Annotated in this window: 6 protein-coding genes; all 6 read right to left on the minus strand. The window is 65.5% G+C overall.

Going from position 1 to position 13,459, the window contains the following annotated elements; genetic code table 11:
- Positions 1 to 70 precede the first annotated feature (70 nt).
- Positions 71 to 3,583: a double-strand break repair helicase AddA gene (addA, locus tag NKH12_RS22055; RefSeq protein WP_352955068.1), complete on the minus strand. Its 3,513-nt coding sequence runs from the start codon at positions 3,581 to 3,583 to the stop codon at positions 71 to 73.
- Positions 3,580 to 6,699, minus strand: a complete 3,120-nt coding sequence (addB, locus tag NKH12_RS22060; protein WP_352955069.1) for a double-strand break repair protein AddB — start codon at positions 6,697 to 6,699, stop codon at positions 3,580 to 3,582. Before addB ends, addA begins: the two co-directional genes overlap by 4 nt.
- Entirely contained in the window at positions 6,696 to 7,442 is a 747-nt protein-coding gene (locus NKH12_RS22065) for a nucleotidyltransferase family protein (protein WP_352955073.1), read from the minus strand. Before NKH12_RS22065 ends, addB begins: the two co-directional genes overlap by 4 nt.
- 20 nt (positions 7,443 to 7,462) lie before the next feature.
- The gene (tsaE, locus tag NKH12_RS22070; RefSeq protein ID WP_352955070.1) at positions 7,463 to 8,974 is read right to left on the minus strand and encodes a tRNA (adenosine(37)-N6)-threonylcarbamoyltransferase complex ATPase subunit type 1 TsaE; all 1,512 of its coding nucleotides are present in this window, start codon (positions 8,972 to 8,974) and stop codon (positions 7,463 to 7,465) included.
- An 8-nt stretch (positions 8,975 to 8,982) separates the two neighbouring features.
- Positions 8,983 to 11,547, minus strand: a complete 2,565-nt coding sequence (locus NKH12_RS22075) for a sensor histidine kinase (RefSeq protein ID WP_352955071.1) — start codon at positions 11,545 to 11,547, stop codon at positions 8,983 to 8,985.
- 188 nt (positions 11,548 to 11,735) lie between these two features.
- Positions 11,736 to 13,136, minus strand: a complete 1,401-nt coding sequence (gene ahcY / locus NKH12_RS22080; RefSeq protein WP_352955072.1) for an adenosylhomocysteinase — start codon at positions 13,134 to 13,136, stop codon at positions 11,736 to 11,738.
- Positions 13,137 to 13,459: the final 323 nt, after the last annotated feature.

Raw genomic sequence — 13,459 nt, forward strand, 5'->3', positions numbered from 1 at the left:
AAATCCTTTCAAGAGTTATTGTCGCACCAAATGTGGTGGTGATCGTGCCCTTCTTCAAGCAGCTGTTGTGTCACGCTCCCGTGAGTCGGGCAAGAGCGTCGTCCATGACCGCCGGCGGGAGCTCGATCAAGCGTGGCGCTTCAGTGAACAACAGCGCCGCAGAGACTTCATGCCCGGGATAAAGTGGCTGGAGCAGCGCGCGATAGAGCGCGAGCTGCAGGACATAGGCCGGTGGAACGTCCGCTAGGGTTGCAGGCGCCGGCCTATTGGTCTTGTAGTCGACGATCGACACCTTGCCCGATGTGACCGCCAGCCGGTCGATCTTGCCGCAGATCGAGCGCAGCTTGCCCTTCACCTCCAGGCTGCCCATGACCGCGACTTCGGCGCGCGACGATGACGCAAACAATGGCGCGAAACGGCTGTCGGCAAGGATCGCTGCCACCGAGGCCAAGGCCTTGTCGCGCTCGGTTTCAGGCCATTGCGCGCCGGCGCGCTTGAGGTAGCGCTCCGCGGCATCCCGGCGTTCGGCCTCGGCAATGCCCGGCAGCATCTGCAACAATTTGTGCAGCGCCAGTCCCCGCACCACGGCAAAGCCGGGCTCCTTCTCAGCGTCCAGCACCGGCGAGCCGGTGTCGATCACCGCTTGCTTGGCCTCGTCGATCAGCGCCGAGGCGCCGGACGGCGACAGCGGGCGCGGCAGGTCCTCGAAGGGCGGCAAGGGCTGGAACAGGGTTTTCGGCAACGGCTCGAACTGATGCGTCTGCCGCGCTTCTTCGGCGGCCGCCTGTGCGACCGGCGGCAATTTTGTCACGTGAAAGCGATGCACGGTCTCGCCGGTGGCGGGGTGCTGCCGCTCTGCGCTTTCGGGGGCGCCGACCAGCGCGCGGCTGACGACCGAATGCCAGGTGCCGACGTTCGGCGCCCGCTTGCCGTGATAGCCGCAGACGATCAGCCGGTCCTCGGCGCGGGTCATGCCGACATAGAGCAGCCGGCGGTATTCGTCGTCGGCCAGCTCGCGGGCGCGGACCGAAGCGGCCCGTGAAAATCCATTGGCGACATCGCTGGCCGAACGCCAGAGATAACCCTTGCCGTCCCAGTATTCGCCCGAGCCATCGATCGGCATCAGTCGCGGTAGATGCTGGTCGCTGAACGGCGCCGAGCCACCATCGACCAGGAACACGACAGGCGCTTCCAGGCCCTTGGCGGCATGCACGGTCATGACGCGAACCTCGTCGCGGGTCTGGTCCATTTCACGCTTGATCTCGGGGCCGGCATTCTCCAGCGTCGACAGGAAGGATTCCAGTCCCGGCAGGCCGGTCCGCTCCTCGGCCAGGCAGAAGCTCAGAAACTCGTCGAGGATGTCGCCGGCTTCCGGCCCGAGCCGCGCGATCATCTTCTTGCGCAGGCCGTCGCGGGCGAGAGCCCCGGCATAGAATTCGAACACCGGCTTGAATGCGGCTTCATCGGACCATGTGTCGAGCTGGGCAGCGATTGCGGCCAAGGCAGTGCTTTCGCCGGCTTGCTGCCTGAGCGATGCGATCAAGGAGAGGCCCGACGGCCGCGCGCCGGCGAGCGCGAAAAGCATCTCTTCCGAAACATCGAAAATCGGGCTGCGCAGCACGGCGGCAAGCGACAGATCGTCCTCAGGCTGGACAAGAAAGTGGCCGAGCGCGATCAGGTCCTTCACCGCGATATGGCCGGGCAGGCTGAGCCGGTCGGCGCCGGCGACCGGGATGTCACGACGCTTCAGCGCGCGTGTCAGCGCATGGACGAAGCGATCGCGCTTGCGCACCAGCACCAGCACGTCGCCGGGCCGAAGCTTCTTGCCGCGGCCTTCGATGATCTCGTCGGCGCCGATCCAGCCGGCAATGGTCGCCGCCACGTTTTCGGCAACGCGCACCGCCGGCGCGTGGGCGTGGTCGACGGCTTGCGTCCAGTCGTCGGGTTCGTCGACGACGTCGGCGCCGACCGACGGCCAGACCTCGACATAGCCCGGCGCATCCGTGCGGATCGCCTTGTGGTTCAGCGGGTCGGGATCGTGGCTGATGCCGCGCCGCACGGCCGGGTCGGCAAAGACACGGTCCACCGCCGCAAGCACGTCGTCGGTCGAGCGGAAGGACCAGGTCAACTTGAGGTCGGCGAAGGCGGCGTTGGCGTCGCGCACCTTCCCGGAAAACAGCAGCCTTGAGTCGGCGAAGGAGTCTGGCGCCGCTCCTTGAAAGGAATAGATCGACTGTTTTTCGTCGCCGACGGCAAAGACCGTGCGGTGGACCGTGTCGCGCGCGCCGAGCCCGGCAAAGAATTCCTCGGCCAGCCGTTTCACCACCTCCCACTGGTCGGGACTGGTGTCCTGCGCCTCGTCGAGCAGTATATGGTCGATGCCTTGGTCGAGCTTGTATTGCACCCATGGACCGGCGTCGGGCCGCGCCAGAAGATTGACCGTTCGGGTGATGAGGTCGTTGAAATCGAGAAAGCCGCGGGCGCGCTTCAAGTGTTCGTAGCGGGCGATCAGCCAGTCGGCGATGGTCAGCGCGGCACGTGTGCCCTCCAGCATCCTGAACAAGGCCAGCCGGTCGGAGATTTCGAGGATGGCATCGGCCGCTAGGAGATAGCGCTCGGCAAGATCCGGCAACCGGTCGAGCAACGCCTTCTTGAAGGTCTTTGCCGGCTCATAAGGCTCGCCATCCGCCCGCAGGAAGGCTTTTGCCAGCAATTGCAGCCGGCGAACCGGATCGTCCTCGGCGAAGGCAAGATGGGCGTAGGGCAGCAAATTGTTCAGCACGATGCGGGCATCGGCGGCTTCGGCAGCGCGGGCAAAGGTGATGAAATAGTCCGGCAGGAAGCCCGGCAGCGGCCAGACGGACGCCGCCAGGCCTTCGGCGGTCTGGCCGGCGCGAAACCTGAACTCATCGAACAGCGCCCGGAAGCCATCGCCGCCGGCCGCGCTGATGAAGGCGCGCAAACCGTCGCGCTTGCGCACGATCTCGGCCAGCAGCGCGTCGAGCCCATGTTCGCCGCCGCGTTCCAGAATGGTGGCGAAAGCCTCGGCCAGTCCCGCATCGCCGGCGGCAGTGCCTGAGATCATGTCGCGGCGGGCGGCGGCGAAGAGCGACGCCTCCATCTGCGGATCGAGCATTTCGAAATGAGCCGGTATGTTGGCTTCCAGCGGAAACTGGTGCAGCACGGATTCGCAGAAGGCGTGAATGGTCTGGATCTTCAGCCCGCCCGGTGTTTCCAGCGCCTCGGCGAACAGCCGGCGGGCGCGGCGTATGGTTTCGCGATCGGGTTGGCGACCGTCCAGCGCCTCTATCCTTGCCGCCAGTTCGACGTCGCCAAGCGCCGTCCATTCCGACAGCGTCGAAAACACCCTGTTCGACATGTTGGCGGCGGCGGCCCGGGTATAGGTCAGGCACAGGATCTTCGACGGATCGGTGCCGCGCAGCAAGAGCCGGATAACGCGTTGGGCCAGCACGTGGGTCTTGCCCGATCCGGCATTGGCCGACACCCAGGCGGAGTTTTGCGGGTCGGAGGCGCTGGCCTGGCTGGCGGCGGTATCGGTCGGGATGGGATAGGCCTTCTTCATGCCTCCCCTCCCTCGTCGTCGGCGTCGCCGCCGGCAGACCATTCGAGCACGCGGGCGAGATGGTCGTAGTCGCCGTCGGTCTCGCCCTCACGGAACGGCAGCGCGCGCGAAAGATAGCCGGTCGCCGGGTCGGCATAGTGGATCAGCAGTTTTTCGAGCCGCGCCCAGGCCTCCTCGGCAAGATCGGCTGCGGTTCGCGGCTTGCGATTGTATTCGAGGATGGATTCCTCGAACACCTCGCCGTTCGGCTTCAGCCTGATGAAGGCCAGCTGCGACGGCTCGCGCGCGCCAAGCCCCTTGAAAGCGCCGCGCCTGAGCAGCGCGCCCTCAAGCGCCAGTTGCGGCGAAAGCAGCGTATGGGCCTGTGCCTTGGACGGCGAGGAGCCGGTCTTGTAGTCGAGGATGTCGGCCATGCCGCCGGCCAGGAGGTCGACGCGATCGGCATAGCCGGACAGCGTCACGCCGGACTGGCCGACGCCGGTTTTTTCGGCGCGTTCCTCCGCGTGGCGCCGTGTCACGGCGAAGGCGCGGCCGCGCTCCCATTCGATGATGCCGGCGGCAAGCTTTTCAAAGCGCGGCCACCACACCGCCTCGACATCGGGAGGAAGGGCCGTCTCGGCAAAGCATTGGCGGCCGGCGGCAATGAGGCCGTCCAGCGCCTCCGGCACAAGCGGGTCGGCCACGGTCCGCGAAAAGAGATGCAGGATGGCGTGAAACAGCGTGCCGCGTTCGGCAGCGCCCGGGTCGCGGATGATCGGATCGAGCGGCATCAGGCCGAGGATCCTCCTGGCGTAGACCGCGTACGGGTCGCGGCGCAGCGTCTCGATCTCGGTGACGGAGAAGTGCTGAGGCCGCACAGCCAGCGGCGGCTTCGGCTGCGGTCGCGGCGCGAAGTCTCTTCTTTCGCCGGCGTCGAGCGCACGGGCCCAGGACAGGAATTCATCCCCACGCCGGCGAAGCACCGCCGCATGGTCCTTGCCGATGAATGTCAGGAGGCGTTGCAGCCAGCGCGACGGCACCGCCGGCGCGTCGCCTGAGCGAGCGGAGCGCGCCAGCACCACTTTCTTGGTCCCCATCGCCATCTGGAAATCATGGGCGGCCAAGCCGATGCGCCGTTCGGGCGGCTCGAGATCGATGCCGGTCTTCATCAGCCGCGACATGAAGCGGTCGCTTTCCGGCTTGCGCGGCCACACGCCCTCATTGAGCCCGCCGATGACCAGCGTGTCGACGTTCTGCAACCGGGCTTCCAGCGCACCCCAGATGGCGATGTTCCTGTCGGTCCCTTGTGCCGGCTTGACGGTTTCGGGCGCGATCAGCGCCTCCATCACATCGGGCCATTCGGTCGCCGCGAAGGAGAACGGCGCCGAGGCGGCGACCAGCCCACGCAAGAGCTCGGCGAGCTTTTCGCCGGCGTCGCCGGCATAGAGTTCGCTCAGGCTGCCATCCGCGGGGCGGCCGAGGCTTTCGAGCGCGACGACGCTGGCCCGGGTCAATTCGGCAAGATCGGCCTCGGCTTGACTGCGAAAAGCGATCAGCGGCGCCAGCGCAGCGGCAAGGCGGACGAGCAATTCGCGGGCGCCCTCGATATTTCGCACAGTCAGGCGGGAAAACCAGAAAGGCGGGCGGGTGCCGCCCAGGCCGGTCAGGCGGGCCTCGAAGAGCTCGGGCAGCGATGCGACGTCGGGGCGGCCGGTGCCGCCGCGCAGCGCCACCAGTTCGACGATCTCTGCCGCATGGCGGACGCTTGCGCGCTCCAGGCCGAGGCCAAGCAGCGGGTGCTTGAGCAGCGACAGCAGAGCCACGGGATCGCCGGGGCGGAAGGCGGCCTGAAGCGCCAGCCTGAGCAGGCCGGCGGCTGGCGTGTTGATGAGCGGCGTGCCGCCGGAATCGTCTGCGACGACGCTGAAGCGCAGCAGCTCGACCGAGACGCGCCGCGCCAGGGCGCGGTCGCCGGTTACGAGTGCGGCGCGCTGGCCGGGCTGCTCGACGGCACGTTTGAGCGCGACTGCGATCGCCACCGCTTCGTCGCGTTCGCTGGCGGCTTCGAGAAGCGTCACACCGGCGAAGGCCTCGGTGATATCGCCGGCCGTGAAGCGCGCGCGCGTCTCGGCCCAGAGCTCGGTGGTCTCCGCCGGCCGCAGCGCCTCGCCGACAAGTGCGGCGCGCAGCGCGAGTGGCCTTTCGGCAACGGCGATCTCCTCGACATCGCCACGCAGCACGCCGATCTTGCCGATCAGCTTTGCCAGGCCGTATTGCGGGTGGCCAAGCAAGGCCGGGCGGGCGCCAAGTGCCGCGATTGCCTGGAACGACGGCTCATCCAGCATCAGGTCGAGGCCGGGCAGCACGACCGCGCCGCTAGGCAGGCCGGCGATCACCGCAAGCAGTTCGGCGGTGGCGGGAATAGACCCGGTGGAGCCGGCGGCGACCACCGGCCCGGTGGGCGGATTTCGCTTCAGCCGCGCTGCTTCCAGCCTTATCAGCGCATTGCGATGCGCGGCAGGGTTGGAGCGGTTGCGTTCTTCGAGCAGGTTCGGCCAGTTTTCGGTGACGATGCTCAGGAAGTCGAGCGTCACTTGCCACCAGCCGGCAAGGTTGCCGGTCACCAGATCTGCGAGCCTGGCCCAGTCCGTACCTTCCGTCTCGATCTCGTCCATCAGCCGGGCCAGGTCGCGCGCCAGCCAGATGGCGTCGGCGGCCGACGCCGGCACGACGATCTCCTCGGCGAAAAGGGCCGCGACATGCGCCGGCAGGCGGCGTTTCCAGGCGCGCACCAGCGGCGCCAGCAGCAGCAGGCGCTCGATCGCGGCGATCGGCGGTGCGAGGTCGATCGCGGCCGATGCGTCGGCCTCGAATGCAGCTTCGTCCTCGTCGAACTCGCCGAGCGGGCGGATGACCGGCAGGATCGCCGAGCGGCCACCCAGACGGTCGACGAAGACGCCGCGCAGCGCCCGCGCGGCGCGGCGGGTCGGCAGGTAGATTGTGGCGTCGGCCAGCGCCAGCGGGTCGCCGTCGAAGCGGAAACCGGGAACGAGCCGCCCGGACAGCAAGGCCTCGGCCAGCGTCGGCAGAAACGGCGCTCCGGGCGGGATCGAGAAAACGCGGCGGGAGCCGCTCATTTCAACTCAGTGAAGGCGCTGGTCGACTCGGGAAAAGCGCTGGGCGACTCAGCAAGAGCGGCGGCAACCGCCGCTTCCGCCAACGGAATGGCGTCGGGCGTGCCAACGGTGATCCAACAGCCATGCACCGCCATGCCGAACAGGCGACCGGCAGCGATGGCCGCATCGAAATAGGCGTTGAGCGAATGCGGCCCGGCCGGCGCATCCTTGAACAGACGCGGATGGACGATCGCCGCGCCGGCATAGATCAGGCCTGTTGGGTCGCCTTTCGAACGCCGCAAGGCGCCGTCCGGCGACATCAGGAAATCGGTGCCGCCGCTGTGTCCGGTTGCTGACTGGAGGTCTGCGAGCATCAGCAGAATATCCATTTTCGCCGCGTCCCACGCAAGGGCGAGGCGGGCAAGGTTGGGCACGCCGCTGTCGATCCAGAAGGTGTCGGCGTTGACGATGTAAAAGGGAGCCCCTCCCAGTTCCGGCAAAGCATGGACGATGCCGCCGGCGGAATCGAGCAGCCTTTCGCTTTCATCGGAAATGACGACTTTCGGGGCGCGGCGCGCGGCGACATGGGCGACGATCTGTTCGGGAAAATAATGGACGTTGACCAAGGCCTTGCTGACACCGGCGTGGGCCAGGCTGTCCAGGCTCCAGTCGAGCAATGTCTTGCCTGATATCTTGACCAGCGGCTTCGGCATCGTGTCGGTGATTGGCCGCATGCGCTTTCCGAGCCCAGCGGCAAGCACCATTGCGGTTTTGAGGCGTGTCGTCACAGCGACCGTTCCTCCAACAGGCCGTGGGCGGTATAGAAATCCCGCAAGCTGGCCAACGCCGGATGCGCCAGCGCTCGCCGGAGATAGTCGCGAATGCGCGGCAGGTGTTTTAGATAATAGGGTTTGCCGTCGCGCTTTTCGAGCCGAACAAAAATGCCGAGAATCTTCGAATTGCGCTGCGCCGCCATAATCGCATAGGTTTCGACGAATTCGTCTTCGTTAAAAGCGCCAGCCTTATGGCGCGCGGCGATATAGGCATCGAGCGTCCGCCGCTCGATCTCAAGCGAAACCGTGACGCGCGCATCCATGGCCAGCGAGGCGAGATCATAGGCGGACGGTCCGATCAGCGCGTCCTGGACATCGACGATGCCGAGGCGATCGTGACCGGTACGCTCGCCGCGCCAGATGATGTTGGGCGAATGAAAATCGCGCAGCATGAGCGTGTATTCGCGCCCTTCCAACCGGTCGAGAACCGCATTCCATTCTTTTGTATAGCCGGCGCGCAAGGCATCGCTGGCCGGGCCGCCTGATATCGCCGGCACATACCAGTCGAGCAGCAATTCGGCTTCGATCATCATAGCGTCGCGGTCGAAAGGCGGCACGTCGTGAAAGACGCCGGGCGCGGCCTCGATGCGATCGGGCCATGCCCTGCCGTGCATCATGGCAAGCAGTTCGGCGGCCGCCGCATAGCGCGTGGCCACCGGCTGACCATGCTGGCCGAGAAATCCCTCCGAACCGAGATGCTCGAGCAGAAGAAATCCCTGGTGCAGGTCCTGAGCGTGGACCTGCGGGGTGCTGACGCCACCGGCCCGCAACGCCCGGTCGATGGCAACGAAGGCCGCGACCGATTGCGCGGTGTGGGCGATCACCGCATAGGGCTTGCCGTCGCGGACCGGCGGCCCGAGCACCAGCCGCGGCGAGTTCATCAGCACGCGCGGCGGCAGGCCGGCCAGCGAGACGATCTCATAGGAGCGGGCCGAGGCGTCGCCGACAAAATAGCGTCTCTGCGCTTCGCCGCAGCCAGCTCTTTCCAGAAACTCGCGCATGGCCAGCGATCGCGCCGCGCGCTCGAAGGCAGCGCCTTGTCCCGTCAGTCTCGCCAGGCGGCCGTCGCCCTGATGGAGCAGCTCGATCTGGACCGAAGTCTTTGGCAAATAGGCCTCTGCCCGTTCCGGCCATTCGACCAGGGCAGCGCCTTGCGCCAGCGCCTCGTCGAAACCCAGTTCGTCCAGCTCGGACGCAGAGGACAGGCGATAGAGGTCGAAATGATGGACGGGAACGCGCGCCTCATAGCTCTGGACCAGCGTGAAGGTCGGGCTCGGCACGTCGAGACCGGCATCGTCGGTCATTGCCCTGATCAGCGCCCGCGCCAAACTCGACTTGCCGGCGCCGAGATCGCCTCTGAGAGCCAGCACGTCGCCGGGGCGCAGCGACATGGCCAGATCCTCGCCCAGCCTTGCGGTCGCAGCCTCGTCGGCGAGAAAACGCTCCAGCACCATGCCTGCCATCGAGCGCGCTACTCGGCCGCCGCGCGGATGCCGGACGGCGTGTCGGGAAAGGCACAAATGACGGTGGTGCCCATGTCCTTGCCGGTCTCGATGCGGACGCTGCCACCATGCAGTTCGACAAAGCTCTTGACGATCGACAGGCCGAGCCCGGCGCCGCGCCGGCGGCCGCCATTGGTGCGCGGTTCGAAACGACGGAACACCGAGTCGAGCAGGTCCGGCGGCATGCCGGGACCATCGTCGTGAACCGAGAATTCCACGCCGTCGGCAAGCGAGCGACAGGTGAGCGTGATGGTGCTCGCCTCCGGAGCGTAGTTCGCGGCATTGCTCAGCAGATTGTAGAGGATCTGGCGGATGCGGGTTTCGTCGCCGTGGAACGTCTTTGGCGCGGTGGCCGCTTCGACCTTGAGCCTGATTGCATGCTCCTCCAGCCGGTCGGAAACAAGCTCGGCAGCGGCAGCGATGGTCCGGTCGACGTGAACTTCGGAGATATCGAGCTCCATGATGCCGGCATCCACGGTCGCCAGGTCGAGGATGTCGTTGACGATGGTGAGCAGGACCGAGGAAGACGAGCTGACATGCTCGACATATTCGCGCTGCTTCTGGCTCAATGGCCCGGTCGACGGCAGTGAAAGAAGCTCGGTGAAGCCGATGATGTTGGTCAGCGGCGAGCGCAATTCGTAGGAGACGTGCTGCACAAACTCGTTCTTGAGCTGGTCGGATTTTTCCAGTGCCTCGTTCTTATCCTTCAGCGCCCGCTCGACATTGACGCTGTCGGTGACGTCGACGAAGGTCATCATCACCTGCCCGTTGGGCAGCGGGATCATCGCGTAGCGCAGCACGGTGCCGTTGTTCAGCTCGGTCTGGCCGTGGCGGTCGCGGCGCTCATCGTCGAAACCGGTGATGGCGGCAACGAACCCGCGCCAGGGGCTGTCAGCGGCGCGCCGGTCGCACAGATCGCGGATCGTGGAGACGTGAACGTTGGGCTTGGCGGCGTCGGCGTCCAGTCCCCAAAGTGCTGCGAATGCCGGGTTCGACAATCTGAGCCTGCCGTCGGGGCCGAACACGGCCACGCCTTCGGCAAGATTGTCGAGCGTTTCGCCCTGGACCCGCACCGCAGTCTGGTAGCGGCTTTCGAGGTCCATCTTCTCGGTCAGGTTCTCGAACACCCACGTCACGCCGCCCTTGGGCTGCGGATTGGCGACGACGCGGATGGTCTTGCCGTCCGGCAGATGCCACCAATGTTCCTGCGACTCGACCGCGCGATAAGCGCCAAGCAGGCTTTCCTTCCAGCGCCGCCATTCGGGCTGCTCGGCGATCTTGCCTTCGCTGCGCAGCCGGTCGAGCAACAAGGCGTTGTCGGGAGCGCTGTGCAGGAAGCCGCTGTCGAGACCCCATAGTTTCTGAAACGCCTGGTTGAAAAACCGCAGCTTTTCGTCGGTATCGAAAATCGCCACGGCGGTGTTGAGCTGATCGAGCGTGTCGGCGTGGCTCCGTACGGTCCGCTCATATTCGTTACGGATGGTTTCGATGGCGCTGGTGTCGCAGGCAAGACCCGCCGAGCCGTCGGCGTCAGCGAAGTCGGTCACGGCGAACATGCGGCGGTCGCCTTCGATCACGGTGGAAAGCGCCTGCTCGAAGACGGGATGCGACTTATGCTGCGCAGCGATCGCATCGCGCGCCTGGCCACCCAGGAATTCCTTCGCGTCGCGAACCGCAGCTTCGGCGTTTTCCGCCTCGACCGCCTTGGCATAGGCGCGGTTGACCCATTTCAGCCGCCCGTTCGCCGTGCGCAGCCATGCTGGCATGCTGAGTGCGTTGAGAAGGCCGAGCATGGTGTCATAGTCGGCGGCGAGACGCTGGTTTTCGATTTTCAGCCTGGCCTCGCTTCGCTGCGTTTCTGAAAGCGAGACGAAGCGGACGACCACGTGTGCTGCGCTCTTGCGCCCGTGGACTTCGAGTGGCGCACCGGCCTGCGATTCGATGACGAGATCGAATGGCTTCGCCTTTTCCCGCAGTCCCGCCACGGCATTTTCGAGCGCCGCCGCCGAGCGCGGCATCAGCCAACGGCCGAAGGCGAGGAAGGCGGCACGGTCTTCCGGAGCGCCGCTTTCAACCGGCAATGTCCCGACGAGTTCGGGCTTTTTGTTTTCGGAGGCCCATACGACGACACGCTGGCCGCGCAGGTTGAGCAGCGCCTCGGAGCGCTGCAGCGCAGCGTTGACGTCGGCTAGGCGGGCTCTGAGTTCGACATTCTGCGCCGAGGTGCGCGCCCGTTCGCGGATCAGGAAAATGGCCGAGACAAGTGCGGCGCCCATGACGCCGACAAACATCGCGAGTTGCATGACCTCGACGGTGCTGACCGATAGCCCGGCTTTGGACGCAGCAGCGGGTCCAGCATGTGCCGAAGTGCCAAGCAGCGGACCGGCGAGCGCGGAGGAAGCAAGCAATTTTCCGACGCGGCTGCCAGCGCGCCATAAGAGGCTTCCGCCTTTGGCAGCGGAACCCGTGGTCACCGAATCGTTGTGGCCGCCGGAAACGGCCTGTCCCGCGCAAGGCGGGTAATCCCCCGGCATGTCCTGGTCCTCTTCGCCGCCTGAATGCAAGACCGCCCTGATGCGGGTGTCGGCCCTCGTCCCCGGACCCGCGAATCAGCACCATAGCGCTTGCGCGAATCGGCGTGAAGAATCAATCGGCGCAAAAATAAAGCCGGGCGAAAAGTCAATCGCCCGGCATCAATATCTAGTAGTAATTTCCGCCGTGGTTAATAGCGGTAGTGTTCCGGCTTGAACGGTCCCTGCGGGGTCACGCCGATATAGGCGGCCTGTTCGCCGGACAGTTCGGTAAGCCGGGCGCCGAGCTTGTCGAGATGCAGACGCGCGACCTTTTCATCGAGATGCTTCGGCAGGACATAGACCTGGTTCTGATACTGACCGGGCTTGGTGTACAGCTCGATCTGGGCCAGCACCTGGTTGGTGAAGGACGCCGACATGACGAAGCTCGGGTGGCCGGTGGCATTGCCGAGATTGAGCAGGCGGCCTTCCGACAACAGGATCATCCGCTTGCCGTCCGGGAAGGTGATCATGTCGACCTGCGGCTTGATGTTGGTCCACTTCAGGTTGCGCAGCGACGCCACCTGGATCTCGTTGTCGAAGTGGCCGATATTGCCGACGATCACCATGTCCTTCATCGCCCGCATGTGGTCGATGGTGACGACATCCTTGTTGCCGGTGGTGGTGATGATGATGTCGGCGGTCGGGGCGGCATCTTCGAGCGTGACGACTTCGAAACCGTCCATCGCCGCCTGCAATGCGCAGATCGGATCGACCTCGGTAACCTTGACGCGGGCGCCGGCGCCCTTGAGCGATGCCGAAGAACCCTTGCCGACGTCGCCATAGCCACAAACGACCGCAACCTTGCCGGCCATCATCGTGTCGGTGCCGCGGCGAATGCCGTCGACCAGCGATTCCTTGCAGCCGTATTTGTTGTCGAATTTCGACTTGGTCACGCTATCGTTGACGTTGATGGCCGGGAACGGCAGCAGGCCCTTCTTCTGCAACTGATAGAGCCGGTTGACGCCGGTGGTGGTCTCTTCGGTGACGCCGCGGATCGCTTCCCTCTGCTTGGTGAAGAAACCGGGCGATGCCGCCATACGCTTCTTGATCTGGGCAAACAGGATTTCTTCCTCCTCGCTGCCCGGATCGGAGAGCACATCCTCGCCGGCTTCGGCGCGCGCACCGATCAGGATGTACATGGTGGCGTCGCCGCCATCGTCGAGGATCATGTTGGAGGTGCCGCCATCGGCCCACTGGAATATCTTATCGGTGTAGACCCAGTAATCCTCGAGCGTCTCGCCCTTGACGGCGAAGACCGGAATGCCGGCCTCGGCGATGGCCGCGGCGGCATGGTCCTGGGTCGAGAAGATGTTGCAGGAGGCCCAGCGGATGTCGGCGCCGAGCGCCTTCAGCGTTTCGATCAGCACCGCCGTCTGGATGGTCATGTGCAGCGAGCCGGTTATGCGCGCGCCCTTGAGCGGCTGCGCCTTGCCGAACTCTTCGCGGCAGGCCATCAGGCCCGGCATTTCGGTTTCGGCGATCTCGATCTCCTTGCGGCCATAGCCGGCAAGTGAGATGTCGGCGACCACATAGTCATTGCTACCCGTCATGGCAGTGCTCCGATCAAGAATTGTCTTCGGGTTGCGCCCGCGCCGGAAAGGCGTGTCGAAGGGCGCGAGTTGCCGGCCTGACTAGCAGATCGTCGGTCGGACGACAATGGGATATAAAGAAATCTTTATCCGTGCATGTCTTCGGAGACGCGACGGCGCGAAATCGGATTCGATTTTCGGAAGCGCGAGGCGCAAAATTCAAAGTGCTGGAGCGGCCTTGGCGGCGCCAACGCCCCCCCGCGCGCCCCCCCGCCCCCCGCCACACCCCACAGCCCGGGCGGAATGAAAAACAGCACCTCCCCCCCCCGCCCTAACCAGTGCCG

The organism is Mesorhizobium sp. M1322 (genome assembly GCF_040318085.1).
In the GTDB taxonomy this organism is placed as follows: Bacteria; Pseudomonadota; Alphaproteobacteria; order Rhizobiales; family Rhizobiaceae; genus Mesorhizobium.

What these genes read in the sequence shown, in the direction of transcription:
- tsaE (WP_352955070.1), bottom strand. Translation starts at nt 8,974, where the DNA reads ATGGCAGGCATGGTGCTGGAGCGTTTTCTCGCCGACGAGGCTGCGACC.
- addB (WP_352955069.1), bottom strand. Translation starts at nt 6,699, where the DNA reads ATGAGCGGCTCCCGCCGCGTTTTCTCGATCCCGCCCGGAGCGCCGTTT.
- ahcY (WP_352955072.1), bottom strand. Translation starts at nt 13,136, where the DNA reads ATGACGGGTAGCAATGACTATGTGGTCGCCGACATCTCACTTGCCGGC.
- addA (WP_352955068.1), bottom strand. Translation starts at nt 3,583, where the DNA reads ATGAAGAAGGCCTATCCCATCCCGACCGATACCGCCGCCAGCCAGGCC.
- NKH12_RS22065 (WP_352955073.1), bottom strand. Translation starts at nt 7,442, where the DNA reads ATGGTGCTTGCCGCTGGGCTCGGAAAGCGCATGCGGCCAATCACCGAC.
- NKH12_RS22075 (WP_352955071.1), bottom strand. Translation starts at nt 11,547, where the DNA reads ATGCCGGGGGATTACCCGCCTTGCGCGGGACAGGCCGTTTCCGGCGGC.